At 69.7% G+C, this 25389-nt stretch carries 25 protein-coding genes and 2 pseudogenes; 14 read left to right on the forward strand and 13 right to left on the reverse strand.

Going from position 1 to position 25389, the window contains the following annotated elements; genetic code table 11:
- The first annotated feature begins 171 nt into the window (after positions 1-171).
- Both mshD and ACIBK8_RS30875 read left to right on the forward strand, forming a co-directional pair.
- Positions 172-1110 carry a mycothiol synthase gene (mshD, locus tag ACIBK8_RS30870; RefSeq protein WP_399045442.1) on the forward strand — a complete coding sequence of 313 codons (939 nt, stop codon included), beginning with the start codon at positions 172-174 and terminating at the stop codon, positions 1108-1110.
- A 143-nt stretch (positions 1111-1253) separates the two neighbouring features.
- Complete coding sequence (locus ACIBK8_RS30875) at positions 1254-2282, forward strand: aminoglycoside phosphotransferase family protein (protein ID WP_399045444.1); 1029 nt, start codon at positions 1254-1256, stop codon at positions 2280-2282.
- A gap of 6 nt (positions 2283-2288) precedes the next feature.
- On the opposite strand, the gene ACIBK8_RS30880 is transcribed toward ACIBK8_RS30875, so the two are convergent.
- Positions 2289-2579, reverse strand: a complete 291-nt coding sequence (locus ACIBK8_RS30880; protein WP_399045446.1) for a DUF397 domain-containing protein — start codon at positions 2577-2579, stop codon at positions 2289-2291.
- Positions 2576-3406 (reverse strand): Scr1 family TA system antitoxin-like transcriptional regulator, encoded by an 831-nt coding sequence (locus ACIBK8_RS30885; RefSeq protein WP_399045447.1) that lies wholly within the window; start codon positions 3404-3406, stop codon positions 2576-2578. The genes ACIBK8_RS30880 and ACIBK8_RS30885 overlap by 4 nt, the downstream gene beginning before the upstream one ends.
- 172 nt (positions 3407-3578) lie before the next feature.
- Between ACIBK8_RS30885 and ACIBK8_RS30890 the strand changes: the two genes are divergently transcribed.
- From ACIBK8_RS30890 to ACIBK8_RS30905, 4 genes are all read left to right on the forward strand, one after another.
- Positions 3579-4211 carry a hypothetical protein gene (locus tag ACIBK8_RS30890; protein WP_399045449.1) on the forward strand — a complete coding sequence of 211 codons (633 nt, stop codon included), beginning with the start codon at positions 3579-3581 and terminating at the stop codon, positions 4209-4211.
- 150 nt (positions 4212-4361) lie between these two features.
- A complete protein-coding gene (gene uppS / locus ACIBK8_RS30895; protein WP_399045451.1) occupies positions 4362-5279 on the forward strand; it encodes a polyprenyl diphosphate synthase in 918 nt (305 codons plus the stop codon).
- Between the two features lie 47 nt (positions 5280-5326).
- A complete protein-coding gene (locus ACIBK8_RS30900) occupies positions 5327-6283 on the forward strand; it encodes a squalene/phytoene synthase family protein (protein WP_399045453.1) in 957 nt (318 codons plus the stop codon).
- Positions 6284-6578: 295 nt separating this feature from the next.
- Positions 6579-7754 (forward strand): methyltransferase domain-containing protein, encoded by a 1176-nt coding sequence (locus tag ACIBK8_RS30905; RefSeq protein WP_399045455.1) that lies wholly within the window; start codon positions 6579-6581, stop codon positions 7752-7754.
- A gap of 11 nt (positions 7755-7765) precedes the next feature.
- Here ACIBK8_RS30905 and ACIBK8_RS30910 read toward each other — a convergent pair whose 3' ends face one another.
- Positions 7766-8401, reverse strand: a complete 636-nt coding sequence (locus tag ACIBK8_RS30910) for a GNAT family N-acetyltransferase (protein WP_399045456.1) — start codon at positions 8399-8401, stop codon at positions 7766-7768.
- Between the two features lie 97 nt (positions 8402-8498).
- On the opposite strand from ACIBK8_RS30910, the pseudogene ACIBK8_RS30915 reads away from it, so the two are divergent.
- The 5 genes and pseudogenes from ACIBK8_RS30915 to ACIBK8_RS30935 form a co-directional block, all read left to right on the forward strand.
- A pseudogene (locus ACIBK8_RS30915) lies at positions 8499-9419 on the forward strand (ATP-binding cassette domain-containing protein); the annotation flags it as partial.
- Positions 9420-9745: 326 nt separating this feature from the next.
- On the forward strand, positions 9746-10771 hold the full coding sequence (locus tag ACIBK8_RS30920) for an ABC transporter permease subunit (RefSeq protein ID WP_399045458.1): 1026 nt from the start codon (positions 9746-9748) through the stop codon (positions 10769-10771).
- 304 nt (positions 10772-11075) lie between these two features.
- Complete coding sequence (locus tag ACIBK8_RS30925; RefSeq protein WP_399045459.1) at positions 11076-13370, forward strand: RNA degradosome polyphosphate kinase; 2295 nt, start codon at positions 11076-11078, stop codon at positions 13368-13370.
- Positions 13297-14856 (forward strand): CHAD domain-containing protein, encoded by a 1560-nt coding sequence (locus tag ACIBK8_RS30930; RefSeq protein ID WP_399045460.1) that lies wholly within the window; start codon positions 13297-13299, stop codon positions 14854-14856. The genes ACIBK8_RS30925 and ACIBK8_RS30930 overlap by 74 nt, the downstream gene beginning before the upstream one ends.
- Before the next feature lie 175 nt (positions 14857-15031).
- Positions 15032-15487 (forward strand): NUDIX hydrolase, encoded by a 456-nt coding sequence (locus ACIBK8_RS30935; RefSeq protein ID WP_399045518.1) that lies wholly within the window; start codon positions 15032-15034, stop codon positions 15485-15487.
- A 91-nt stretch (positions 15488-15578) separates the two neighbouring features.
- Here the strand turns inward: ACIBK8_RS30935 and ACIBK8_RS30940 are convergent, their stop codons facing one another.
- From ACIBK8_RS30940 to ACIBK8_RS30955, 4 genes and pseudogenes are all read right to left on the reverse strand, one after another.
- Complete coding sequence (locus tag ACIBK8_RS30940) at positions 15579-16055, reverse strand: AbfB domain-containing protein (RefSeq protein ID WP_399045461.1); 477 nt, start codon at positions 16053-16055, stop codon at positions 15579-15581.
- 361 nt (positions 16056-16416) lie between these two features.
- Positions 16417-16635 (reverse strand): annotated as a pseudogene (locus ACIBK8_RS30945) (IS5/IS1182 family transposase); the annotation flags it as partial.
- A gap of 79 nt (positions 16636-16714) precedes the next feature.
- Positions 16715-17383, reverse strand: coding sequence for a response regulator (locus ACIBK8_RS30950; protein WP_399045462.1), 669 nt, complete (start codon positions 17381-17383; stop codon positions 16715-16717).
- A 33-nt stretch (positions 17384-17416) separates the two neighbouring features.
- On the reverse strand, positions 17417-18589 hold the full coding sequence (locus tag ACIBK8_RS30955) for a histidine kinase (protein WP_399045464.1): 1173 nt from the start codon (positions 18587-18589) through the stop codon (positions 17417-17419).
- Positions 18590-18784: 195 nt separating this feature from the next.
- On the opposite strand from ACIBK8_RS30955, the gene ACIBK8_RS30960 reads away from it, so the two are divergent.
- Genes ACIBK8_RS30960 through ACIBK8_RS30970 form a run of 3 tightly spaced genes read left to right on the forward strand, consistent with a single transcriptional unit; the run spans position 18785 to position 21612 of the window.
- Positions 18785-19477, forward strand: a complete 693-nt coding sequence (locus ACIBK8_RS30960; protein ID WP_399045466.1) for an ABC transporter ATP-binding protein — start codon at positions 18785-18787, stop codon at positions 19475-19477.
- Positions 19474-20841, forward strand: a complete 1368-nt coding sequence (locus ACIBK8_RS30965) for an FtsX-like permease family protein (RefSeq protein WP_399045468.1) — start codon at positions 19474-19476, stop codon at positions 20839-20841. Before ACIBK8_RS30960 ends, ACIBK8_RS30965 begins: the two co-directional genes overlap by 4 nt.
- Positions 20842-20895: 54 nt before the next feature.
- Positions 20896-21612, forward strand: coding sequence for a DUF4097 family beta strand repeat-containing protein (locus tag ACIBK8_RS30970; RefSeq protein ID WP_399045469.1), 717 nt, complete (start codon positions 20896-20898; stop codon positions 21610-21612).
- 36 nt (positions 21613-21648) lie between these two features.
- Here the strand turns inward: ACIBK8_RS30970 and ACIBK8_RS30975 are convergent, their stop codons facing one another.
- From ACIBK8_RS30975 to ACIBK8_RS31000, 6 genes are all read right to left on the reverse strand, one after another.
- Positions 21649-22767, reverse strand: coding sequence for a protein-L-isoaspartate(D-aspartate) O-methyltransferase (locus ACIBK8_RS30975; protein ID WP_399045520.1), 1119 nt, complete (start codon positions 22765-22767; stop codon positions 21649-21651).
- Positions 22768-22826: 59 nt separating this feature from the next.
- A complete protein-coding gene (locus ACIBK8_RS30980) occupies positions 22827-22949 on the reverse strand; it encodes a hypothetical protein (RefSeq protein ID WP_399045471.1) in 123 nt (40 codons plus the stop codon).
- A 394-nt stretch (positions 22950-23343) separates the two neighbouring features.
- The gene (locus ACIBK8_RS30985; protein WP_399045472.1) at positions 23344-24138 is read right to left on the reverse strand and encodes a hypothetical protein; all 795 of its coding nucleotides are present in this window, start codon (positions 24136-24138) and stop codon (positions 23344-23346) included.
- A 2-nt stretch (positions 24139-24140) separates the two neighbouring features.
- Positions 24141-24359, reverse strand: a complete 219-nt coding sequence (locus ACIBK8_RS30990) for a hypothetical protein (protein ID WP_399045474.1) — start codon at positions 24357-24359, stop codon at positions 24141-24143.
- Between the two features lie 254 nt (positions 24360-24613).
- Complete coding sequence (locus tag ACIBK8_RS30995; protein ID WP_399045476.1) at positions 24614-25063, reverse strand: hypothetical protein; 450 nt, start codon at positions 25061-25063, stop codon at positions 24614-24616.
- A 76-nt stretch (positions 25064-25139) separates the two neighbouring features.
- A complete protein-coding gene (locus ACIBK8_RS31000) occupies positions 25140-25355 on the reverse strand; it encodes a hypothetical protein (protein ID WP_399045478.1) in 216 nt (71 codons plus the stop codon).
- Positions 25356-25389 lie beyond the last annotated feature (34 nt).

The following is a 25389-nucleotide window of genomic DNA, read 5'->3' on the forward strand; positions in this document are numbered from 1 at the left end:
CGGCAGCCTACGGTCAACGCGCGTAGCGCAACAGGGGCCGGAAGGTGACGGGCCGATGACCGAAAGCCGATGCGGCCCGGCCGCCGGGCGGCCCGCCGGTTGCCTGCCGTCGGCCGTGGCGCTGCCCGGTCGGCACCCGGTGTCCCGCCCCGGCGCCGTACGCTTCGAAGCATGACTGACGCTGCACAGGAGACGGGCCGCACCGGCCGCAGGATTCAGGTGGCCGCCGAGCTGGCGCCGGAGGAGGCCGCCACGGCCCTCGCACTGATCGAGCAGGCCGCACGGACGGACGGGCAGCCCGCCGTGTCCGAACAGGGGCGGCTGCAACTGCGCGGCGGGGCCCGGGAGGGCGTACGGCACGTGCTGGTGTACGTGCCGGCGGACGACGGCGAGGAACTGGTCGGCTACGGGCAGCTGGAGGACACCGACCCGGTGGAGGCCCCGGCCGCCGAGCTGGTCGTGCACCCGGCGCACCGCGGCCGTGGGCACGGCCGGGCGCTCGGCGGCGAGCTGATGGAGCAGTCCGGCAGGCGGCTGCGGGTGTGGGCGCACGGCGGCCACCCGTCCGCCCGGCACCTCGCCCAGACCCTCGGCCTGACGATGTTCCGCGAGCTGCGGCAGATGCGCCGCCCCCTGACCAACCTGGACCTGCCCGAACCCCGCCTCCCCGAGGGCGTGACCATCCGCCCCTTCCAGCCGGGCGCCGACGACGCGGCCTGGCTCGCGGTGAACGCCGAGGCGTTCGCCCACCACCCCGAGCAGGGCTCCCTCACCCAGCGCGACCTGGACGCCCGCAAGGCCGAGGGCTGGTTCGACCCGAAGGGCTTCTTCCTCGCCGAGCGGGACGGCCGGCTGGTCGGCTTCCACTGGACCAAGGTGCACGCCGACGAGGGCATCGGCGAGGTCTACGTACTCGGCGTACGGCCGGGCGCGCAGGGCGGCGGCCTCGGCAAGGCCCTGACCGCCATCGGCCTGCGCCACCTGGCCGCGCAGGGCCTGCCGACGGCCATGCTCTACGTCGACGCCGACAACACGGCCGCCGTCACAGTCTACGAACGCCTCGGCTTCCTCACCCACGAGACGGACCTGATGTACCGCTCGGAGACCTGAGCGACGGAGCGGCCGAGCACCGTGCCGGCCCGGCGGACGGCCCCGTGATCCGCGCTCTGCGATCCGCGCTCACGGGGCCGTTCGCCGTCGCCGCTCCCCTTCCGCAGCCGCCGAGTTGACCCCTCACATGGAAGGATGCGCCCATGCGGTCGCGACCGTCCTTCGGGGACGAGCTACGGGCAGAGCTGGGCGCCCCCGGGCGCGCCCGGCGTCTGGACAGCAGTCCGCGCTCCCGTGTGTGGCGCGTGGAGCTGGCCGGGGGCCCGGCGGTGGTGAAGCAGTTCGTCGACGGTCCCGGCGCCGAGGAGCGGTACACCCGCGAGGTGACCGCCCTGCGGCTCGCCGCCCGCGCCGACGCCCCCGTGGCACCCGCCCTCCTCGCCACCGACCCCGCCGAACGCCTGCTGGTCCTGGAGCACTTGGACGACCAACGCCCGCCCGCGGACTGGATCGTCGGCTACGCGGCAGCACTGGCCAGGCTGCACGCCACCGCCCGCCCGGATGACGCCGGAACGCTCCCCCGCTGGCAGGGCCCGGACGCGGCGGACGTCGCCTCCTTCATCGGCCTCGCCGACGCCCTTGAGGTCCCCGTACCGCCCGGCGCATCCGGCGAGCTGGACGACCTCGTACACCGCCTCGGCCAGGCACCCGGACACGCCCTCCTCCACGGGGATCCCTGCCCCGGCAACGACCTGCACACCGCCCACGGCATCAGGTTCATCGACTTCGAACAGGCTTCACTGGGCAGCGGGTTGACGGAACTCGCCTACCTGCGCATCGGCTTCCCCACATGCTGGTGCGTCACCACGGCAGCCGACCCGCTGCTGGAACGCGCGGAGACCGCCTACCGCACGGCCTGGCACACCGCGACCGGCACCGAACCCTACGGCGACCTCACCGACGCGTGCGCCGGCTGGCTGCTACGGGGCGACGCCCTCGTCCAGAAGGCCCACCGCGGAGCCACCGACCACCTGGCCCGCATCCCGCACCGCGACTGGAAGTGGGGCACCGCGACCGCCCGCCAACGGCTCGCCCACCGCCTAGGTGTCGTCGCCCGCCTGACTGCCGACCGCCCCGACCTGAACGCCTTGAGCAGTCTCAGCACGGCCCTGCGCCACCGCATGCTCGCCCGCTGGCCCAGACTCCGCCCGGTCCCGTCACACCGCCCGTAACCGAGGTCAGCGGTCGCCGAACTCCCCGCCCTTGACGGCGGATACGAACGAGGTCCAGCCGCTGGCGGGGAAGGTGAGCGCGGGGCCGGTGGGGTTCTTGCTGTCTCGGACGGGGACAACGCCGTGGGCTTTGGTGAGGGCGGGGGAGAATTCGATGCACTCACCGCCGTTGCCTTCGCTGTAGGAGGACTTGACCCAGGTGAAGGTGCGGGAGAATTCGATGCAGTCCCCGCCATTGGCGTCGCTGTAGGACGACTTGACCCACTCGGCGGTGGTGAGATCCAGGCTGGGGCTCATGCGCGGTACTCCTTCAGCACAGTTGTGATCAGGTCCAGTGATCGGTCCGGGGACAACGCGTGTGCCCTCAGCAGATCGTAGTCATCGAGGGCAGCTTCGACTGTTTGTGCGGAGTCGTGCATCCTTCCTCCTACCCGGGTCTCCGTGTAGAGGACCGTCGGGGAGTCCGTGAAACGCAGCACAGTGAAGGGCCTTGTAGAGGCGGCTGGAGCGCCTGCTGCGAACGGCATCACCTGAAGCGTGATGTGCGGTGAAGTGGCCGCCGTCAGCAGATACGCAAGCTGACCGGCCATGACCTCGCCGCTCCCTACGACCGTCCGTAGGCATGCTTCGTGAAGGATGGTCCATAGGAGCGGCGGACTCTCCCGCTCGAACACGTCACGGCGTCGTAGCCGTGCGGCGGTCTTGTCCTCGATGGCTTCTGCTGCTTCTTGCGAGAAGTACGAGCGAAAGATGGCCCGCGCATAGTCCTGGGTCTGGAGGATGCCCTTTACGAGGTTCGCCGAGTAATCCAGTATCCGCGAAGCCTTCCGCTCCAGGTTGAGGTACGGGACGAACCAGCTCGGGTGATCCCCCTCGTCGATCCTCCGCAGCAGTCCGATGAATAACTCGCCGGTTCCAAAGGTGACATCGCATCCCTTGGCGAACTTCTCGCTCGGTCTGGGCAGCAGCGTGCCGGACTCGACCTTGCTGACGTAACCCTCGGAGTATCCCGTCGCCTTGCCCAGGTGCTTCTGCGTGAGCTTGCGGGCCAGGCGTACTTCTCTGACGTCGCGGCCGAAGCGCTGGAGTGGATTCAAGTGCTCGGGCGGGGTCGTCTCGTCCAACGCTGTGGCCTCTCTCATGTGGGCACACGTCAATGGAGCGGCAGATTGATGACTTGAGCGCTGCCGGTTCAAGTGACGCCATTCTATTGCCCGCCGCGTTGCCACGGTGACCAACTGAGCGCATCCCGGGGCGACTTCACCCGGGAGTGCGACGTGAAAAGGAGGCCACGGCATGCTGCACCCCGACCGGCAGGGCAAGGTGCCCGTTCCGTTCATCACTGCCTGGAGCGGGGAACGGGTGGCCGTACGTTCGCTGACGGTACGGGCGGACGGGGCAGGCATCGGCTACCGCGACGAGACGCCCGGCGACCGGGACGCGCACGGTGTGCTGTGGAGTCGGCTGGTCGAGGCGCCGGGGGAGGGGAAGCCCAACTTCCGTAAGGTGCACCCGGTTCGGCAGCGGCGGGCGTTGCTGGAGGGGTTGTGCCAGGTCTGCGGCGGGTCGGCCGGGCGGACGTCGCGGGGGTGGCTCTTCCTCCTGCCGCGGCCCGGGGGCGACGAGCTGTCGCCGGGCTGGCCCGAGGGCAAGTACGGGACCAAGCCGCCGGTTTGCGTGCCGTGCGCCGCGCTCGCCGTCCGGCACTGCCCGCACCTGTCCGAGCCGGTCGCCGTCCGCGTACGGAAGCCCCGCCCGCGCGGCGTCTTCGGCGGCTTCCACGCGCCGCGCGGCACGGTGCTGTCGGCCGCTTCGGATGACGGCTACCTGCCCTACGGTCATCCGCACGCGTCGTGGTTCCTGGCCTCCCAACTCGTCGTGGAGCTGCGGCGTTGCACGGTGGTCGACCTGGGGGCGGAGGCCGGGTGACGGCCTCCCCGTCCTCGGACTCCCGCCCGCCGCAGCCCCCTGGGCGGCATCCCCCGGAAGAGGCGGGACGGCAAGGAGTGCAGCGGACTCCTCCAGGGAATGCACCTCTTCGTATTCATATGAATGCGGTAAGTGACCCCTGGAGTGTGGATGGCGTCGAAGACTCCCCCTCGGCACGTCGCCTGCATCATGGACGGCAACGGTCGCTGGGCCAAGCGTCGCGGGCTCGACCGTACGCACGGCCATCTGGCGGCCAGGCTCGCCATCAACTCGGCCGTGGAAAGCGCCTTGAGCGAAGGCGTCGAGTGGCTGACCCTGTTCGCCTTCTCCACCGAGAACTGGTCACGTCCGGAGGAGGAAGTGCACTTCCTGGTGAACGTCCTCCCGCAGGAGATCATCGGCCGGCAGGCGTCGCGTCTGCACCAGCAGGGCGTACGGATCCGGATTCTGAGCCGGGCCGACTCCCGCATCCCCGCGCCGACGATGGCCGCGTTGCGGGACGCCGAGGAGCTGACGTGCGACAACAGCACCCTGCATCTGACGCTCGCGGTCGACTACGGCGGGCGTCAGGACCTCGTCGACGCCTCACGTGCCCTGGCCGCACAACAGACCCCCGCCGACGAGATCACCACCGAGACCTTCGCCCGCCATCTCTGCCGGCCCGAACTCCCGGACGTCGACCTCCTCATCCGCACCGGAGGCGAGCACCGGCTGTCCAACTTCCTGCTGTGGCACTGCGCCTACGCCGAACTCATCTTTCTCGACGTCCTGTGGCCGGACTTCCGCTCCGGCCACTTCCGGCACACCCTGGACCTCTACCGGCAACGCCAGCGCCGCTTCGGCGGCCTGATCCCGGAACAGCCAGGCCCGGTGGACGCCGATACCCCGCCGGACACCCCGCTCCCCGCTTCCCCCGACAGTGCCACCCCCACCGCACCCGGCCTGTACGGTCTGCCCAGCCTGTCGGACCTGCTCAGCCTGCCCGGTGACCTCGCCGCCCAAGTGGGCCTCAGCCTGCTGGACCGGCTCAAGACGGCCGGCGAACGGCGACCGGACCGGTGGTCATGACACCGTCCAGGTCTACGCCCCGTGAACTCGCCTGTACCGTACGGGCATTGCCCCTCCCGACCCTCCGTTCGCTGACCTCGCACGCCACGCCTTGGCGGCTCACGATGACCGTCGCCGGCGTGCCCACCGGCGCTCTGCGCGACGACTACACCGCCGCCGCCCGCCTGGCGGCACGCAGATATCCGGCCTTCTACTCCGTCATCCGCCTGCTGTTCCCCCCGGCATGGCAACCGCACTTCTACGCCCTGTCGGCCTTCGCCCTGTACGCCGACTGCCTGGTGGACGTGCCGGTGCGGCAGTGCGATCCGTCGCGGTTCCACGCCTGGGCCGGTCAGGTCCGCCGGGGGCTGCTCACCGGGCAGGCCGACCAGCCGTTCCTGCGCGCGTTCCTGCACACCGTCGACGTCCGGAGCGTCGCGCACCGCGACGTGGAGGACTACCTGGTGGGCCAGGCCGAACGGCTGTGGACCACCGGCTACGCCACCGAGCAGGACCACGACGACACCGTCGACCACATCGGCATGCCGGCTGCCCGCATGCAGTGCGCCGTATGGCTGGCAGCCGCCGAGCCCGTGCCCGAGCGCCCGGTGCGACTGGTCATGGACGCCGCCCAGCGGGTGGACGATCTGGCCGACCTCGCCGCTGACCTGCGGCGCGGCTTCCTCACCATTCCCGAGACCGAGCTGCTGCGCTTCGGCGCCAGCCGCACCGACCTGGAGACCGGCCGTGACACCTGCGGCGTCCGGGCCCTGCTCACTCATATGCGGACGAAGGCCCGTACCGCCCTGGCAGCGGCCCGCGCCGCCCTCGGAGACGCGGACGACGCGACACAGTTCGTCTACGGGCTCGTCCTGGCGGGCTGCGACCCGGTCATGAGCGGCGTGGAACACCAAGGCGCCGCACTCCCCCGCCACGGCATCATCCGCCAGGTCCGCCCCTCGCCTTGCGGCCTGCTCAACGACGCCCGACGCGTGCTGGTCAGCCGTTTGCGGGTGGCGTGGTGAGGGGGTGGCTGTTGCCTGCTGTGTGCCTCAACGCGCCCCGTAGGTCCGGGTGTTGGAGCGAATGGCAGGTCGTTGAAGCGGGGTAGTCGGCCGAGAGCACCATTTGACCTTTGAGGCCGTCTGACCGATTGAGGAGAGCAATGCGCATGACTGGCGTAGCGAGCATTACTGCCGTGGACGGTGGAGACCAAGGGCAAGGGGGCGGAGGCGACGGGCACCCCGGTCAGCCGTGGACGCCGCCTCCTCCGCCGCCCCCGGACGGGGAGATGCCGCCTGGTGACGGGACGCACCGGAAGTGACTCTGAACTCCGAGAAGGACGACCGCGCCGGTGATGAACCGGTGCGGTCCCTCCTCGAAACGGGAGTGCTGGCGCCCGAGTGGGCGGAGGCGTTCCGGGGTACGCCGCGGTCGTTGTTTCTGCCCGAACTCGTCTGGGCGCACGACATGGCGACCGGCCGAAGTGTGTCCGTCCGCCGGGGGGACGACCCCGCCGAGTGGGAGCGGGTGGCTCGCGCGAATGTTCCGCTGGTGACGCAGTGGGACGACGGGCGGCACTCGGGTGCCGAGCCGGGGACCGTGCCGACCAGCTCGGCGAGTATGCCGTCGGTCGTGGCGGCGATGCTGCGTGATCTGGACGTGGCCGAGGGGATGCGGGTGCTCGAAGTCGGCACCGGTACGGGGTGGAATGCCGGGTTGCTCGCCCGTCGTCTGGGCGGCGGAGACGTCGTCAGTGTGGAGATCGACGTGGCGGTGGCCGACCGTGCCCGAGAGGCGTTGGCGTGTGCCGGGCTCGACCCTGCGGTCGTGCGGGGGGACGGCGGGGACGGCTGGCCGGGCGGGGCGCCGTACGACCGGGTGATCGTCACGGCGGGTGTGCGGGCCGTGTCGCCGCGCTGGCTGGAGCAGACGCGGCCGGGCGGGATCGTCCTGGCTCCCTGGGGAACGCACTACAGCGATCAGGACGCCCTCGTCCGGCTGGTCGTGGGGGAGGACGGCAGCGCGTGCGGCCCGTTTCTGCGCCTGGTGGAGTTCATGAAGCTGCGGGATCAGCGCCTGGACTGGAACCGGTTCCGGGAGCACGTACCGGAGTTCCCCGGGGATGCCGAGGTGTCCCGTACGGCGATGACCTTGGCGGATCTGGGGGACCGCTACGCGGCGGCCCGATTCGTTCTGGGGCTGCGTGTTCCCGGCTGCGCGCATGTCGTCAACCGGGCGGACGCGGGGGCGGCGAAGGCATGGTTCTTCGACCTGACGAGCCGGTCGTGGGCGGCTGCTGTGTGGAGCGACGGCGAGCAGGGAGCCGTCGTTCACCAGTCGGGGCCACGTCGCCTGTGGGATGAGGTGGAGGCGGCGCACCGGTGGTGGACCGGCCGGGGCGCGCCGGACCACACGCGGTTCGGCCTCACGGTCACGGCGGGCGGGGAGCAGCGGGCCTGGCTGGACGAACCGGCGGACTCCTGGGCCCTGTGAGGGGGAGCGGGTCAGGGAGCCGGTGAAATCTGCGTTTGCCGGCCCTCCGGGGCCCGCAGTGCCCGCCACTCGGCGGCCAGCATCGCGTAGATGACCTCGTCGGTCCATTCGCCGTCGAGGAATTCGTTCTCGCGCAGGTGGCCCTCGCGGCGCATGCCGAGGCGTTCCAGGAGGCGGGCCGATGCGGTGTTGCGGCCGTCCAATTCGGCCTGGATGCGGTGGAGGTGGAGGTCTTTGAAGCCGATTTCGAGGAGGGCTCGGGCGGCTTCGGTGGCGTAGCCGTGGCCGGAGTGGGCGGGGTGGAAGACGTAGCCGATGCGGCCCTGGCGGTGTGTGGTGCTGGTCAGGACGAAGGTGACGTCGCCTATCAGGTGGCCCGTTTCGCGGATGACGACGGCGAGTTGGAGGACGTCGCCGCTGGTCCGCAGGGTGGTGCGGGCCGCCTGTGCGGCGACCGTTTCGTGGACCGTCGTCTCGTCGACGGGGTCCGAGTAGAGGTAGCGGCTGACCTCGGGCAGGGACCGGTAGGCGTGGATCGCGGTGGTGTCGTCGAGTGTGACGGGCCGCAGGTCCAGGCGTTCGGTGCGCAGGGGGTGGGCTGGTGTGTAGGGGAGCGGCGGGAGCGCGGGCGCGGGAGAGGCGGACATCGGGGCAGCGTATGCGGCGCAGGTTGACAGGCGCAGCCCACTTCCCCCACCCTTTCACTACTTAATTAGTGGAATGGCTGGGGAGGGGATGCGGCCGATGGGTGTTCCGACCGGTCGGGCCTCGGGGCGTACCGCGATCGAGGCGGTCGGCCTCGGCAAGCGGTACCGCCGCCGCTGGGCACTGCGTGACTGCACCTTCCGACTGCCGGCCGGCCGCATCTGCGCGCTCGCCGGGCCCAACGGCGCGGGCAAGAGCACGCTGTTGTCGCTGTTCTCGGGCCTGGCCCGGCCCGCCGAAGGGGCCGTGCGGGTCTTCGGCGCCGACCCCGCCAAGCCCGCCGGTCGGACGGGCATCGGCCACCTCACCCAGGACAAGCCGCTCTATCCGCGGCTGACGGTCGACGAGACGCTGCGGATGGGCCGCGTACTGAACCCCGTCGGCTGGTGCCAGGAGCGCGCCGAACAGGTCGTGCGCGAGGGGCGGGTGCCGCTGGACGCCCGCGTCGGCAGTCTGTCCGGAGGGCAGCGGACCCGCGTGGCGCTCGCCCTCACCCTGGGCAGGTGCCCCGAACTCCTCCTGCTTGACGAGCCGTTGGCGGACCTCGACCCGCTGGTGCGGCACGGGATGACCGCCCTGCTGATGGCCCAGGCCGCCGAGTACGGCACCACGATCGTGATGTCCTCGCACCTGCTCGCCGAGCTGGACGGGGTCTGCGACTACCTGCTGGTGCTGGGTGAGGGGCGGGTGCGGCTCGCGGGTGAGGTGGATGACGTCATCGGTGCGCACAGCTTGCTGATGGGGGAGTTGGGCGGTTCCGGGGCCGGGCTGCCGTCCCGGATCGCCGCGCATGCCGTCGTCGAGGCGCAGGTGAGTGGGCGTCAGTTCACGGCCATGGTGCGGCGGCAGGGTCCGGTGGACGGGCCGTGGGAGGCCGTCGAGCCTTCCCTGGAAGAGCTGTTGCTCGCGTATCTGCGGGCGCCAGGCGTGCCCGCGCTGATCGCGCCGAGCGCCGAGCCGATCCTGTGCAGGCCCCACGCGCCCGCCGTGGCCGGTCCTGGCGCCGGGCCGGGGGGACCGCGGCTGCGGCACAAGCCGGGCATCCCCGGGATGCCACGCAACGGCCCGCGGCTCCGGGGGGACGGCGACGGTCAGCGGCAGCGCATCGGCACGAGCGGTGGGAGCAACGCGGGCAACGCGGGCAACGTGAGCGGTATGAGCAGCACCAGCGGTACGAGTGGCACGGCCGGTACAGGCAACACGAGCGACATGAGTGACACGAGTGGTCATCTCGGCCACGGCGGCGGCAGTGACAGCTGCGGGCGCAGGGGTAAGGGAGCAGCGGCATGAGTACGACGGCAGATCTTGGGGCGACCGGGCGCGGGCAGCTCGCGCAGGGGGCGGACAGGGCGCGGACGGGCGGGCTGGTGTGGCTGGTGTGGCGCCAACACCGCATGGTTTTCGCGGTGTTGCTCACCGTGCTGGTGGCGGGCTGCGTCTATATGGCGGTGCTGCGCGGCCAGATGAGCGGCTTCATCGACGAGCACCACATCGCGGGCTGCTCGGCGATCTCCCTCGACCCGCACTGTGATGGCACCCAGGACGCGGTGGACGCCTTCCGTGCCTCCTACGGCTCGCCGTTCCGGCTCGCCGAGATGGGGCTGCTGGCGCTGCCCATCCTGATCGGCATCTTCGTCGGAGCGCCGCTGATGGCCCGCGAGTTCGAGGCGGGCACCCACAAGCTCGTCCTGACGCAGTCGGTCGGCGCACTGCGCTGGCTGGCCGCGAAGGTCGCGCTGCCGGCCGCCGCCGCGGTGGTCACCTCCGTGGCGCTCGCGGCGGTCTTCCTGTGGATGTGGCAGGTCGGCGGCGACGAGGTGACCGGCTCGTACTGGTACTCCACGACCGGCTACGCCGCGCTCGGTCCGGTGCCCGTCGCGCAGTGCCTGCTCGGTCTGGCCGTCGGCACGCTGGCGGGGCTGCTGCTGCGGCGGACGGTGACGTCGATGGCCGTGACGCTCGGCGTGATGGTGGTCGTCAACATGGTGCTCCAGCTGGTCCGGCCGTACCTGATGGCGCCGGCCACCGCGGTCTTCAAGGGCGGGGAGTCGCAGCAACTCCCGGACAACGCCTGGCCGTTGGACCAGGGGAGTCTCACCGCCGCCGGATCCCGGCTGCCCAGCGGTGCCTGCGAAGCGGGCCCCGACTACAAGTCCTGCGTGCACGACCGCGGCATCGTGGCGAGCTACGTCGACCAGCACCCGGTGTCGCACCACTGGCAGCTGGCCTGGACCGAGGCGGGCATCGTGCTGGTGCTGGCCGTGGCGCTGACCTTGATCGCCTTCCGTGTCATGAAGCGCCGGCACGGCTGACGGGAGGGGCGCCGCCGGGCGCCGGGGGACGGCGGTGTCACCCGCCCGGCCCCGCGGGGACGAGGAGGCCGGGCCGGGGGCGTTTGCCCCGGCCCGGCCTTCTGCCTGCCGATTCCCGTTCCGGCCGCCTGCCGGTAGCCCCCCGCTTGCCTCGTCGCCACGTTCGCGTTACCGATCATTCAAACTCGCTTGCGAGCATCGGCGGATGCAGCCCGCTGTGCCGAACGTCCCCCACCCGCGGCTCCGTGTAGCGCCGCCTCCGTCCGACGCGCCTGAAATCGCCCAGACGCGGAAGAATGAGGACATGAACCAGCAGCCGAGCGTTCAGGCCCAGAGCAAGACCGAGAGGCAGGCCCCGGCGCCCTCCACGGCGTCTTCGCAGGTCAACGGGGTTTCGGCGCAGCCGTCCGTGGGATCCATCGCGGCCCACCGCCCGAACGCGGTCGCCGCGACGGTACCGGAGCTGGAACCCGACCTCGACTCCGACGCCGACGCGTACGAAGAGACCGGGGTGCCCGGCGCGGACGGCGAGGAACTGCCCGTCGGGCGCTTCCTGGACCGCGAGCGCAGCTGGCTGGCCTTCAACGAGCGGGTGCTCGAACTGGCCGAGGACCCGGCCACCCCGCTCCTGGAACGGGCGAATTTCCTGGCCATATTCGCCAGCAACCTGGACGAGTTCTTCATGGTCAGGGTCGCCGGACTCAAGCGCCGGATAGCCACCGGTGTCGCCACCCGGTCCGCGTCCGGCCTCCAGCCGCGCGAGGTCCTGGACCTGATCTGGACCCGCTCGCGTGAGCTCATGGCCCGGCACGCCGCCTGCTACCAGCAGGACGTCGCCCCCGAGCTGGCCGACCAGGGGATACACCTCATCCGCTGGCCTGAGCTGACCGAGAAGGAGCAGGCCCGCCTGTTCACCCTCTTCCGCCAGCAGATCTTCCCGGTCCTCACGCCGCTGGCCGTGGACCCCGCGCACCCCTTCCCGTACATCTCGGGCCTGTCGCTGAACCTCGCCGTCGTCGTCCGCAACCCGGTCAGCGGCCACGACCACTTCGCGCGGGTCAAGGTGCCGCCGCTGCTCTCCCGCTTCCTGGAGGCGTCACCGCAGCGCTACGTCCCCATCGAGGACGTCATCGCCGCCCACCTGGAGGAGCTGTTCCCGGGGATGGAGGTGCGGGCGCACCACATGTTCCGGGTCACCCGCAACGAAGACCTGGAGGTGGAGGAGGACGATGCGGAGAACCTCCTCCAGGCGCTCGAAAAGGAGCTGATGCGACGCCGCTTCGGGCCGCCGGTGCGGCTGGAGGTCGAGGAGTCCATGGACCCGTCCGTCCTCGACCTGCTCGTACAGGAACTGAAGGTCTCCGAGGCCGAGGTCTACCCGCTGCCGGGGCCCCTCGACCTGACCGGCCTGTTCGGCATCGGCGCGCTGGAGCGGCCCGAGCTGAAATACCCCAAGTTCGTGGCCGGAACGCACCGTGACCTCGCCGAGGTGGAGTCGGCGTCCGCCCCCGACATCTTCGCCGCGGTGCGGGCCCGCGACGTCCTCCTGCACCACCCCTACGACTCCTTCTCCACCTCCGTGCAGGCGTTCCTTGAGCAGGCCGCCGCCGACCCCGACGTCCTCGCCATCAAGCAGACGCTCTACCGCACCTCGGGTGACTCGCCGATCGTCGACGCCCTGATCGACGCCGCGGAATCCGGCAAGCAGGTCCTCGTCCTCGTCGAGATCAAGGCGCGCTTCGACGAGCAGGCGAACATCAAGTGGGCCCGCAAGCTGGAGGAGGCCGGCTGTCACGTCGTCTACGGCCTGGTGGGCCTCAAGACGCACTCCAAGCTGTCGCTGGTCGTCCGCCAGGAAGGCGAGATCCTGCGCCGCTACGCCCACGTCGGCACCGGCAACTACCACCCCAAGACCGCCAGGCTCTACGAGGACCTCGGGCTGCTGACCGCCGACCCGCAGGTCGGAGCCGACCTCTCCGACCTCTTCAACCGGCTCAGCGGCTACTCGCGGCGGGGCACCTACCGCCGCCTGCTCGTCGCGCCCAGGTCGCTGCGGGAAGGGCTGCTGCAGCGCATCGCCAAGGAGACCGCCCACCACCGGTCAGGCCGCCCCGCCTACGTCCGTATCAAGGTCAACTCCATGGTCGACGAGGCCGTCATCGACGCGCTCTACCGCGCCTCGCAGTCGGGTGTGCCGGTCGACATCTGGGTGCGCGGCATCTGCGCACTGCGACCGGGGGTCGCCGGCCTCAGCGAGAACATCCGGGTCCGCAGCATCCTCGGCCGCTTCCTGGAGCACTCCCGGGTCTTCGCGTTCGGCAACGGCGGCGAGCCCGAGGTGTGGCTGGGCAGCTCCGACATGATGCACCGGAATCTGGACCGGCGGATCGAGGCGCTGGTGCGGGTGAGCGACCCGGCCCACCGCGTCGCACTCAACCGGCTGCTGGAGACCGGGATGTCGGACTCCACCTCCTCCTGGCACCTGGGCCCGGACGGCAACTGGACCCGGCACGCGGTGGACGCCGATGGCGCGCCGCTGCGCAACGTACAGGAAATGCTCATTGACGCGCGGAGGCGCCGGCGTGGCCCAGCGACATGACCTGCCGGCCGGGGGGCCGACAGGTCTCATCGGCAACGGCATCGGAAACGGATACGAGCCCGGCTCCGGCAACGGATACGGACCCGGCGGGGCGCCCGGCGCCCGCGCCGCGGTGGTGGACGGGCCGGGGGGCCCGCAGGACACGGGGGGATGGCAGGAACCAGTGGGACCGTTCGGCTCAGGGGGGCCACAGGGGGCCGGGGGGCCGTACGGCGCCGAGGGGACGCGCGAGCACGGCGGGGCGTTCGCCCCGGGGGACGCGCTGCCCGCGAACGCCACGGCCGGCGACGTACTCGCCGACTACCTGCACCGCCAGTCCGCGGAGTTCCTGCGCAGCCTCCGCCTGCACCGCGAGAGCGGCTCCGACGCGGAGGGCGCGGAGGCAGCCGCCAGGCAACTGCGCGCCGCCGCCCGCCGGATCAGCGCCACCCTCTACACCTTCCGCCCGCTGACCGAGGAGACCTGGGCCGACCAACTACGCGCCGAACTCGGCTGGTTGTCCGGCACCCTGGCCCGCGAACACGCCTGCGCCAGGCGCCGCGACCGCCTGATGGCCGCCCTGCAACGCCTCACCGGCCGCCCCGAACGCGGCACCCGCACGACCGCCGCGACGGAACGCACCGGGCGGGGGCGGGGGACGGAGCGGAGCGAGCGAGTGGGCGGTGGCGACCGTACGGGGAGCGCGGGGCGCGGCGGGCGTACCGGTGGGGCCATCGCGCCGGGCGTCCCCGCACCCGCGGGCCCGTCCGCCTCCACCAACTCCTCCGCCTCCACCGGCCCTTCCATCCCCACTGGCCCTTCTGCCTCCACCGGCCCGTTCGCCTCTGGTCCCGCCATTACGGCGCAGGCCGCAGATCCGGACGCCGAGAGCGTGCTGTCCGCCGGTGCCGCGCGGGCCGCCGCGCTGCTCGACCGGCAGCTCACCCTCGCCCGCACCCGCGCCCACTCCGCGGCGCTCCAGGCACTCGGCTCCGCCCGCTTCCACGCCCTCGCCGACTCGGTGGCGGTACTGGCGTCCGAGGCACCCCTGGACCGGGCAGCCGTGGCAGGCCCGGCCGCCGAGACCCTGCGTCCGCTCGCCGACCACGCGCACCACCAGCTGACCGAGGCCGTCGCCGCCCTGCCGCTCGCCCGCGCCGGTCACCCGTACCCCGCCGACGCGCTCGGCGCCGAGCACCGCCACGACACCCCCTGGCACCAGGTAAGGGCGCTGGTACGGCTCAGCCGCTACGCCCAGGAAGTCGTGGCGCCCGACCGGACCGACCTCCGCCTCGCCGAGGCGGGCCGCGCCCTGGAACACCACCGCGACGCCGCCGAGGCCGCCAACGCCGCGGCCTCCGCCGCCCGCACCCCCCGCATCGCGCCCGCCACCGCCTACGCCCTGGGCGTGCTCCACGCCGACCAGCGCCACGACGTGGCAGCGGCCCGCTTCACCTTCGGCCGCCTGTGGCTGCCGGCCCCCGCCCCGGAGAGCCGGTGGAGCTGACGCGACCGTCCTGCAGCCCGCACTGACGACCGGCACAGCAGAGGAGCGACACGTGACGCACGACGGGAGGCATGACGTGACGGGCGGTGCGCGGCGTGACGTGACGGGCGGTACGCGGCACGGCGTGACGGACGGTGCGCGGCGCGACGCGGTGGCACCGCAGAGCCCGCCGCCGGTGCCGCAGAGCCCGCCGCCGGTGCCGGTATCGCCCCCACGGCCGATCCGCGCCGCGGGCTGCGTACTCTGGCGCCGCGTCCCGGACGGCGACGGCCCGCAGATCGCCCTCGTACACCGTCCCAAGTACGGAGACTGGTCCCTCCCGAAAGGCAAGCTGAAGCGGGGCGAGGACTTCCGGGAAGCAGCGATACGCGAAACCCTGGAAGAAACCGGCATGACCTGCGCCCCCGGCCCTCAACTCCCCTCCGCCCACTACGTCGTCGACGGCCGCCCCAAAGAAGTCCGCTACTGGGCAGCCGAGGCCACCGGCGGCAACTTCATCCCCAACCGCGAGGTGGACCGGGTGGTATGGCTACCCCCGGCCGCAGCCCGCAACTGCCTTACCCAGGAACGGGACCGGGGATTGGTGGATGCGTTGCTGGATGCGCTGGGTGAGGCGGGGGAGGTGCGGTGAGGCGGCGACCTCCTCGGCGGGGTGAGGCGGCGACCTCCTCAGCGGGTGGTCGCGGCTGTCGCCGTGCGCCCGCGATACCTCACCGGCATGTCTAAAAATCGGCCGGGTGGAGTGGCTGGGCAATCCTGAAACATGCGGACTGCAGCTCGGGAGGGGTTACCACCGGCTCGGCAAAGAGCTCGAAGTTCCTGTGCCGGATGAATCGATCCGGGAACTTCACAGAGCGGAACGAGGCTTGATTCGGGTCGATTTCCGCCTGTTCGAGGACGTATGTGGATTCCTCGATGACTTCGGCTTTGACCTGAGGGTCCGTGATCCCGGTGAAGAACTTGCTGTGTATGCGGAAGTTGTCGAACGTCGCGATGCGCAGACAGAAGCCCGCCGGCGCAACTGCTCGTACCAGCATGCCTTTTTCGCCGAAATTCAGGCTGGGGCCGGTCCACTGGAACGTGGCGTTCCGGCGATCCTCTTCGTTTACGATCTTGGCGATGTCAGCAAGGCCGGTGTGATCGATGATGAAGAATTCGGGAAAGTTGTTCGAAAAGAGTGAAAGCTTGAGTACAGCCACGGTGTCCCTCGTTCCGTGATGCATCCACTTGAGTGTCTGAGTGATGCACTATTCGAATCGGCATCAACCACTCCACTTGTGTTGGGACGGGCTTGAGAGCCGAGAAGGCTGTCATTCTCCTGCGTCCATGCGGGTGAGAGCGCTGTCTCCATCATGCGCTGCCAAGGGCGTGAGCGCCAACGCTTCACAACGGTTATCAGCTCAACCACACGCGTCCCTGGTACCAGTGGCCGAAACTCAGACTCTGATTCAAGTACGGGTGCGAGCCTCGCGCCCTGCGAGCTGGATCGGTCGACGCGTGAACCAGGCAGCCTCGGTACGGAAAGCCGTAGCGGGCGGGTTCGGCTAGGGGCTGTGTGAGGTCGTGAGTCACGGGTCGGCCGCCTCGGCTGCCGCGCCTCTTGCTGTTCGCGGCCTGGTCCTTCTGCTCCGGGATGACGGCCTTGATGCCGCGCCTGCGCAGGTAGGCGCGGTTGGCGCGAGAGGAGTACGCCTTGTCGCCGGCCACCGCGTCGGGCCGGGTGCGGGGCCGGCCGACGGGCAGCCGGATGCGGACCTTGCTCAGGACAGGCCCTTGCGGATTTTGCTGAGCGCGTGGAATCCATCAAGAACGAGCAGCGGCAGCCCGATCAGCCGACGGAGACCCCTCAGGCTTGAACTCAGTAGTTGTACTCGAACCAGGTCAGAATGGCCTTGACGCGGCGGTTGTCTTCGTTCGGGGGCATTCCGAGTTTCACGAACACATTGGCCACGTGCTTACTCACGGACGCTCCGGAAAGAAACAGCGCTGATGCGATTTCCGCGTTGGAGCGCCCTTCCGCCATAAGGGCGAGCACCTCGCGTTCGCGGTCGGTGAGCCGGGCGAGCGGGCCCTGGGGCGCGTCCGCGTGTGTGACATAGCGGACGACTTCCGGGTCGATCACGACGCCGCCACCGGAAACCGTATCGAGTACGCGCAGGAAGTCGACGACTCTGCCGACCTTTTCCTTGAGCAGGTACCCGACGGCCCCGTCCGCGCCCGGACCGTTCAACAGCTCTTGGACGTACGGTCCGGTGACGTAGGCGGAAAGGACGAGGACCGGCAGATCCCGATGGCGTGATCGCAGGTCGATGGCGGCGCGGAGTCCGTCGTCGGTGTTTCCCGGGGGCATGCGGACATCGGTGATCACCAGGTCCGGTGCGGCCCCGGAACTCGCGAACTCGTCGACGGCGGCGACCAGTTCGGTAGCGTCCTCACATTCACGGATCACCTCGTGAGAGTTGGATGTCAGGATTTCCCGAATTCCGGCACGAATCAGCATGCTGTCATCTGCCAGGACAATTCTCATGGCCTCTGCCTCACCTGTTCGCCTTCATTCACTTCATTCCCAAGTGGGTTGGCCGGGAGCGGATGCTACGACTTCTGTTCCGCGACCATCCGCAGGGCTTCGGATCTCGAGCTCCCCACCGATGCTTCGCATCCGCTCGCGCAGTCCGGCAAGTCCTGAACCCGCGTCGATTTCCGCGCCGCCCGCACCGTCGTCACGCACGCAGACACGTACGCCACTTGAATTGCACTGCAGGTCGATCCGAGCGCTGCCCACGCCCGCATGCTTCGTAATATTCGTGAGCGCCTCGGAGACCGTGAAATAGGCCGCTGTTGCAGTCGGCGACGACAACTGGGCGTCATCTCCCGTGCTGTTCAGCTCGACCCGCAGCGGTGATCGCGCGGCCAGCTCGCGGACGGCGGCGACGAGGCCGAGGTCGCTCAATTCACGAGGGTGGATCTCGCGCACTGTTTCCCGGAGCCGTTCCAGCGCATGCTCGGCCTGGTCCTGTGCCTGACGTGCCAGTTCCACGATGCGTTCCTCGCCGCTCGCCGAGGCTGCGGCCTCCAGCATCCCGAGGCGCATCACGACGGCGACCAGCTCCTGTTGAGCGCCGTCGTGCAGATCACGTTCGATGCGCCGGCGCTCGAATTCGAAGGCCGTTGTCAACGAGGCCCGGCTGGTGCGGAGTTCCTCCAGCTTCGCGAGCAGATTCGGATCCCGGCTTCTCGAGAAAGCGCGCAGGACGAGGTCCCGGAGAAGGGAAACTCCGGTCAGAAGACCTGTGGTCACCGCACCCAGAAATACCCCTGCAGGCATCGCCAGAAAGGATTCCGTAAGCGATGCCGGAGTGAAAGGGCCGACCTGTGCGGCGATACCGAACGACCAGAAAACGGGAGAGAAAACCAGCGCGGCGGCACCGATGAACCCAAAGAATGCCACCACCAGTGACAGCGCGGAAAGGAGCGTGGCGGCGACGAAGACCGGGAGGTCGGTACGCCACATCGACCGCGATCGCAGTTGGCGCGCCACCCACTGCGCCCAGCTCTGGTCCGCGGGCCGCAGCGGCATCGCGCCGACGCCGCACCACCGCGCTCTCGAGCGGTCCAACTCCGTCAGCACGGCCGCCGAGGCCGGTGCAACAAGAAGGGAGAGCAGCAGAATCGGAAAGGCCATTGCTGCGATGATTTCCGTCAGCATCCTTCGGGCGACACGAATCTGCGACATGACCATAATTATGACATACGGCGGATCTCAAGAAGGTAGACCTAGGTCTACCTCGAAGTAGCGCTGACACCCGTGCGGAGCGTGTTCAGCGCTGCCTAATATCATCCCATGCCTATCGCAGCCCCCATTTCCGCACCGTGTATCCGTATGCGCGGCCTCCGTATGGACTTCCCCATTCCCGGCCGTAAAAGAGAAATGACACGTGTACTGCACGATATCGATCTGCACATTCCTGAGGGTCGGCTGACCGCGATCGTCGGACCCTCCGGATCGGGAAAGTCGACGCTCCTGCTCTGCATGGCCGGCCTGGAGCGAGTGACCGCAGGTTCCATCGAGATTCTCGGAACGGATGTCCTGTCGCTCGGCCCACGCAAGCAAGCCGCGTTCCGCAGCGAGAACATCGGTTTCGTCTTCCAGGAGTACAACCTCGTCAGCTCGCTCACGGTCGAGGACAACATCTGTCTGCCGTCGAGACTCGCCGGCCATCGGGTGCCCAAGTCACGGGTCCGCGAGGCCATGTCACGGCTCGGCATCGCCCAGCACGCCAGGCGGCGCCCCGACCGGCTCTCCGGAGGCGAACGCCAGCGCGTGGCCGTGGCCAGGGTCCTCGCGAATCAGCCACGGATCGTCTTCGCCGACGAGCCGACCGGCGCGCTCGACCTCAAGTCCGGTCACGTCGTACTCGATTGGCTGCAGGCACTGCCCGCACAAGGATCGACGGTGGTCATGGTCACGCACGACCCGCATGCGGCTGCGCGTGCCGACCAGGTCGTGGTGATGGGGTCCGGGCGGGTGCACGCAGTCATCTCCGGCGGCGACCCGCACACGGTGAGCGATGCCGTCCTCGCGGCGCAGTCGAAGGACGACGCGAACGAGACGGCGGCGTGAGCGGCGTGAGCGGTACGAGCGGCATGTTGCGGCTCGTCGTGTCGGACGTCCGCATGCAGGCGTCGATGTGGGTGTGGACGCTCGCGTGTGCGGTCGTCGGCGCGGTCTGCTCGGCGGGCTCGGTCATCGCCATGTTCACCGCCGTCTCGGCGGCGCGGACGGCGGGCGACGCACGGATGGTCTCCGCGTCGATCGCGCTCGGCGGCAACATCGTCTTCTTCACCGTGCTGGCCGCCGTGGGTGTCGTCGCCTCGACCGTCGGTCTGACCTTGACGACTCAGCGACGCGAACACGCCCTGTGGGTGATCCTCGGGATCCCGCGCCGCCGTGTCAGGTCCGTTCTCCGCGCCGAGCTGGTGGTCCTCGGCACGGTGGCCGGCGCGCTGGCCGTACCGTTGGCCCCCTTCGTCGCGAACATCGCCCTCTCGCAGTGGACGGCGACGGGACTCGACCTGCACGGAGCCACCGCCGGACTCCAGCTCTGGCACATCGGCGCGAGCCTGCTGGCCGCAGTGGTCCCGTGCCTGCTCGGCGGCTGGGGCGTCACACGCCGAGCCGCCAGGACGCCGGAGATGCGCGCCTTCCGGGACCACTCCGATCCGTCGGCGCGGCCCGGAGTCGCGCGGAGCATTCTCGCCCTCTGCCTCCTCGCCGGTGTGCTCGGGATGTGGATTCCCGGCCTCGGCCTCGAACTTGAAGGGGGCATCGAACAGCGGACCGCCTTCGCCTTCGCCGGAAACCTCTTCCTCGTCTGCCTGCTGCTGCTGATGGGGCCGTGGGTGCTCACACCTCTGATGAAACTTTGGACCGCCCTCGTCCCGTCGCGTGGCGTCGCCTGGCACCTCGCCGTGCAGTCGTGCCGAACGCGCGCAGCCCGAAGCGTCACCACGGTGCTGCCCTTCGCGCTCTCCCTGTCGTTCATCGCGCTGTTCATGACGATGGGCAACGTCATGCCCGGAAGTACCGCAGGGCTGGGCGATGTCATGACCGTTCTGGGCTGGGTCTTCGTCGTGTCCTGGTCCGGTGGCCTGGCGGTGATTGCCCTGGTCGGGCGGGAGCGCACCCGCGATTCCGCGGTCGTTACCGTCGCCGGCGCGCGGCCGGGCGTCACCACGCGGTCCACGGTCTACGAGGGCGTGATCTACGCAGGCACGGCGATCGTCTTCAGCGCGGTCTTCCTCGCGGTGGCGAGTACCACCATCGCCGTGGGAGCCAAGGTCGGCGTGGGCCAAGTGCTCGACGGCCTCCCGTGGGCGACGCTCGGCGCGCTTGCCGCCGTGACGCTCGTGACGACCTGCCTCGCCCTGGCACTCCAGGCCGCCCGCGTCTCCCGCACCGTCCCGGCCCGGGCTCTGCGCTCCTGAACTGAACCGGGACGACGACCGAACATGCAGCTGAATCACTAGGGAACGGAAACAATGAACGACAGCCGGACACGCACGATCCTCGCCCTCGGCGCAGCCGCCTTTCTCGCTCTCGCAGCAACCGGCTGCGACCCGGACGTCGACCAGGCGAATGCCACTCCTGAATCGAAGTCCTTCGGCTTCAGCGGCGACAGCCTGACCGTGAAGTCGAACTCCGCCGACCTCCACCTCATCGCCTCCGACGTCGACGACATCGAAGTGGAACGCCGGGTCAGCGGCACGAAAATCGGCGGTGAGATAGATGCCGGATGGCAGTTCAAGGGCGGGATTCTCACACTCTCGGTGGATTGTGATGGTGTTTCCGTCAACTGCGATGCGAAGTACACCGTGAAGGTGCCGCGCAATGTCGCGGTCACGGCTGAATACGGCAACAGCGACGTGCAGTTGTCGAACCTCGGCGGCGCCGCCCTCCACCTGGAAGGACGCGACGGAACCGTGCAGGGCGACGGGATCTCCGCGATGTCTGTGAGCGTCGTCTCGCGAAACGGCGACACCGACCTCGACCTCACCTCCGTACCCGATCGTGTCGATGTGCGGAGCCAGGACGGCAACGTTCAACTCGGTCTGCCTGCATCGGCATACGCGGTCCGTACGGCGGCGAAGAAGGGGCACGCCACCGTGGGTGTCGCGGACGACAGCACGAGCAGCCACAGCGTGAACGTGCAGACGCGTAATGGCGACATCGACATCAGCGAGGGGGAGTCGTCCTAGGTCCTGTCGTCGAACTACCACGACCTCACACAGTCCCTAGAGCGCCCAGGAGTTGGCCGGGTCGTCCAGCCAGACGCGTTCGCCGTCGGCGGTGACGGTGAGGCCGAACCGGGTTCGGTCGGGTTGCCCTTGGTGGACCCACCAGTGGTAGGCGTGTGCGGCGTCGTCCCAGAGGCGGCGGGGGCCGTGCTGCCAGACCCGGGCGGTGTCGCCGTCGCGGAACATGGCGCAGGCCCAGGAGCGGTCGGTGAGGCTGTAGAACCAGACCGGGCGTGCGCCGTCGTCCTTGGCTGCCACGACGTGGAAGCACTGGGGGACGCGGAGGCCGATGGCGAAGCGCTGGGGGCCGAATCGGCGGCCGACGAACTGTTCCTCCGTGATCGTTGCGGAGGTTTCGTCGCCGTCGGCCACGCTGCCGGTGACGTAGTCGGAGTGTTCACCGACATGCAGGCGTTGGGCGCGGAGCTTCATGAACTCCACGGGGCCGGTGAACCTGCCGGATGCGCTGTTGCCGTCGGGTGCCACGACCAGCCGGGCCACGGCGTCGACGTGGCTGTAGTTCGTCCCCCACGGGGCGACGATGAGGCCGCCGGGCCGGCACTGCTCCACCCACGTGAAGGGGATGGTGCGCAGGCCGCACGTTGCCATGATCCGGTCGTACGGCGCCCCTGCCGGGTGGCCCTGGAAACCATCTCCGTGGACGACCTGGACGGCGTCGCCGAACCGTCCTGCGGTGGCGCGTGCTGCGGCGGCCAGAGCTTCGTCCACCTCCATGGCGGTGACGTTGCCGGGCCCGGCCCGGTGAGCCATGAGGAGTGAGTTCCACAGGGTGGCGGCGCCGATTTCCAGCACCTTGTGTCCGGGGTGGAGGTCCAGATCCTGGAGCATGCGGAAGACGACGGAAGGCATGGACGCGGAACTGGTGGGGACGTGGCCCGGCTCGGTGCCGGGGTTGGTGCCGTCGTCCCACTGGGTGACGATCGGGACGTCCGCGTCCGCGTACTGCTGCCACGTGTCGGGGTCCTCGGCCTTGGACACGGGGACGCTGGTGCCGGCCGCCATGTCGAACGGCCAGATGAGGTCGGGCAGGACGGCGGATCGGGGCATGGCGGCGTAGGCGGGGGCCCAGTCGGAGGAGAGGGCGCCGGAGGCCATGAGGGCGCGCCCCAGCTCGTTGAGGCCGGGGCGGTCCTGGTTCGCGTGGGCGGTCACTGTCAGACGGCCTTGGGCGGGTTGGGCCGACCGGGGCCGCCGTCGGGCGACGGGGGCTGGTGGGGCCCGGGGTAGGGGGATCCGGGGAGCTTGTCGCCGCCGCCGTTGTGGAGATTCACGGTCATCTCTTCTTCCTTCCGGAGTTTGTGGGGTGGGTGGGTGGTCGGGGGCCTGCCCGTAACAGCGGCTTTCCTTTCCTCCCTTCTCGTGCTGTAGCCGTCCGGGTGAGTGCAACCGGCACCGACACGTCCGTTTCTCGGGCCGGAGGCTCGGAAAGTGCTATGGCTCCTGTCCGGGGTAGTTGTGCGGGCCGGGACGGCGCAGCCAGTGGGTACAGACCTGCCCGTGCTTCACGGCGTCACAGTCGGGCAGGATCAGCAACTTGCCCTTCGACACACGCCACTTGAACCACAAGGTGTGGGGGGGCGAGGTAGCGCAGAGCCGCGTAGTGCGAACTGGGGTGGCACCCGCCGCGCTGCTGCGGAGGGCTCGTCTACTCACGCTGTTCAACGGCACGCTTCACACGGGTACGCCCCGGTGGTCGGCCCATGCCTGAGCTGCGGCAACTATGGTGCCAAGCCATTTCGCGTCGGGGAAGCGCTCACTGCGTGCCTGGGCCATGCGCAGTGCGGCGGCGGCGAAGGCGTCGATCGCGTGTGGGTCGGCCTTCTCCCATGCGGTGCAGCGGGCTGCCCAGTGCTCGGCCGAGGCGGCGCTGTGTCCGGCGACGATGAGTTGTATGGCGAATTGGGAGGGGTCGATCACGGCGGCTCCGCGCGTGGGCCAGGACCAGTCCACGGCCCAGGCGGAGTTGCCCTGGATGATCAGGTTGCTTTCGTGGACATCGGTGTAGAGCAGGGCGTCGCCCTTGAGCAGGTCCGCTTCCGCCTCGTCGGTGCAGAAGCGGTCCCAGCGGTCTTCCTCCCAGTCTTGTGCGACGTCGGGCAGGGGCAGCGCCCCGATCCGGTTGAGGAGGGCGACGACGACCGGGAGGTCCGGTGAGCCGGGCCGGAGGTCGGCCCGCCGGCCGGTGATGGCCTGGAAGCCCAGGGCGATCCAGTCGTCGTTCTCGGTATGCCACCGCAGGGGCGGGGAGATCGGCTGGACGTAGGGGTTGATCAGCCGTTCCCGGGTGATCGAGTTTCGGCGCCCGCCGGGGCGGTTGTGCATCGCCTTGAGGAAGAAGCTGCCGTTCTCCGATTCGATCAGCGCGGTCACGTCCGAGTCGTTCCCCCCTGCGGGGTTGACCGCGGTGATCTTTCCGGTGTGCGGCTGGATCAGGGCGCGGAGAGCGTCGGTGAGGTCTCCTGCCATGTCTACCTCCTCGGGTCGCACTCGCTGCTGGGAAAGCCGGGGGAGCATTCCGCGTTGGGGTCGCAGGCCGGGTCGCAGGGCTCGTCGCCGCCCTTCTTCTTCGCGAGGCGGATCTCGGTGTTGGCCGCGATCAGGGCGGGGCCGCCGAGGATCTGGTGGGGGCCGGGGTAGGGGGATCCGGGGAGCTTGTCGCCGCCGTCGTTGTGGAGATTCACGGTCATCTCTTCTTCCTTCCGGAGTTTGTGGGGTGGGTGGTTGGCCGGGGGCCTGCCCGGATCAGCGGCCACGCTGCTTTCGCTGTTGCTGCTCACGCGCTTTTCCTTGCGGGAGGCCCCTCCACCCGCCGCGCTTGCGGTCCAGGAGGGTGCGGTGGGTAGCCCGTTCCGTCCGCGTCACGGGGCAGGAGGGGCGGACGGAACGGGGATCGTGGGGCTTGCCCCGGGGTCGCGCGAACGGGCCGGAGGCTCGGAGAGCGCTACGGCCCTTGTCCGGGGTAGTTGTGCGGGCCGGGATGGCGCAGCCAGTGGGTACAGACCTGTCCGTCGTTCACGGCGTCGCAGTCGGGCAGGATCAGCAACTGGCCTATCGGATAGCGCCACTTGATCCACAGGGTGTGCGGGTCGAGGTGGCGCAGAGCCGCGTAATGCGACCTGGGATGGCGGGGCCATAGGGCGCATCGAGAGGGGCCTGTGTATTCGTCACCGCCAGGACCTCCCTTGATGGCGCGTGCGGCAGCTTCCTGCTCCGGAGTGAGAGGAGGCTCCTCACCGCAGACAGCCTTCATTCGGCCTGTCGAGATGAGGAGGTCAACGAAACGTGAGGCGTAGGAAGGGTCGGAAGCGGCGCGGGTCAGATCCTCCGGGGTGATGAAGGGTTCGCGTGGGCGCAACCGCTCGGGGAGTTTCTGGGGGGACGGGATATGCATCAACTCGCCATCCTGTAAAAGGTATTGCCGTTACGCTGCCGGTTGACCTCCCGGCGAGGAATCGCTCGTACGTCGGTCACCAGATGTCACGTTCCGCGATCCGCTGCGCGCGGGGCCGTTTGACTCGTAGTGCACCTGTGTTTTCAACCGGCCATTCACGCGGACCGGCCCGCAGGTAGAGGGTGCCTTCGCGAATGTCCGTGACAATCGCGTGCAAGCCCGGCAGATATTCCACCTCGTCACCAACTTCAGGGCGGGAGCCGGTTGTTCGGGCATCTTCCGGAACGTTCACGGTGTCCTTGCCGTCGGTCGTGATCTAGATCTTT

The sequence above is a fragment of the Streptomyces sp. NPDC050161 genome, assembly GCF_044460025.1.
Classification (GTDB): domain Bacteria; phylum Actinomycetota; class Actinomycetes; order Streptomycetales; family Streptomycetaceae; genus Streptomyces.

Excerpts from the sequence above, each read along its gene's own strand:
- ACIBK8_RS30995 (WP_399045476.1), bottom strand. The coding sequence starts at position 25,063 with ATGCATATCCCGTCCCCCCAGAAACTCCCCGAGCGGTTGCGCCCACGC.
- ACIBK8_RS30890 (WP_399045449.1), top strand. The coding sequence starts at position 3,579 with ATGCTGCACCCCGACCGGCAGGGCAAGGTGCCCGTTCCGTTCATCACT.
- ACIBK8_RS30880 (WP_399045446.1), bottom strand. The coding sequence starts at position 2,579 with ATGAGCCCCAGCCTGGATCTCACCACCGCCGAGTGGGTCAAGTCGTCC.
- ACIBK8_RS30955 (WP_399045464.1), bottom strand. The coding sequence starts at position 18,589 with ATGTCGCAGATTCGTGTCGCCCGAAGGATGCTGACGGAAATCATCGCA.
- ACIBK8_RS30970 (WP_399045469.1), top strand. The coding sequence starts at position 20,896 with ATGAACGACAGCCGGACACGCACGATCCTCGCCCTCGGCGCAGCCGCC.
- ACIBK8_RS30920 (WP_399045458.1), top strand. The coding sequence starts at position 9,746 with ATGAGTACGACGGCAGATCTTGGGGCGACCGGGCGCGGGCAGCTCGCG.
- ACIBK8_RS30910 (WP_399045456.1), bottom strand. The coding sequence starts at position 8,401 with ATGTCCGCCTCTCCCGCGCCCGCGCTCCCGCCGCTCCCCTACACACCA.
- ACIBK8_RS30950 (WP_399045462.1), bottom strand. The coding sequence starts at position 17,383 with ATGAGAATTGTCCTGGCAGATGACAGCATGCTGATTCGTGCCGGAATT.
- ACIBK8_RS30930 (WP_399045460.1), top strand. The coding sequence starts at position 13,297 with ATGGCGCGCCGCTGCGCAACGTACAGGAAATGCTCATTGACGCGCGGA.
- mshD (WP_399045442.1), top strand. The coding sequence starts at position 172 with ATGACTGACGCTGCACAGGAGACGGGCCGCACCGGCCGCAGGATTCAG.
- ACIBK8_RS30925 (WP_399045459.1), top strand. The coding sequence starts at position 11,076 with ATGAACCAGCAGCCGAGCGTTCAGGCCCAGAGCAAGACCGAGAGGCAG.
- ACIBK8_RS30960 (WP_399045466.1), top strand. The coding sequence starts at position 18,785 with ATGACACGTGTACTGCACGATATCGATCTGCACATTCCTGAGGGTCGG.
- uppS (WP_399045451.1), top strand. The coding sequence starts at position 4,362 with ATGGCGTCGAAGACTCCCCCTCGGCACGTCGCCTGCATCATGGACGGC.
- ACIBK8_RS30980 (WP_399045471.1), bottom strand. The coding sequence starts at position 22,949 with ATGACCGTGAATCTCCACAACGGCGGCGGCGACAAGCTCCCCGGATCC.
- ACIBK8_RS30875 (WP_399045444.1), top strand. The coding sequence starts at position 1,254 with ATGCGGTCGCGACCGTCCTTCGGGGACGAGCTACGGGCAGAGCTGGGC.
- ACIBK8_RS30985 (WP_399045472.1), bottom strand. The coding sequence starts at position 24,138 with ATGGCAGGAGACCTCACCGACGCTCTCCGCGCCCTGATCCAGCCGCAC.
- ACIBK8_RS30990 (WP_399045474.1), bottom strand. The coding sequence starts at position 24,359 with ATGACCGTGAATCTCCACAACGACGGCGGCGACAAGCTCCCCGGATCC.
- ACIBK8_RS30975 (WP_399045520.1), bottom strand. The coding sequence starts at position 22,767 with ATGGCCTCCGGCGCCCTCTCCTCCGACTGGGCCCCCGCCTACGCCGCC.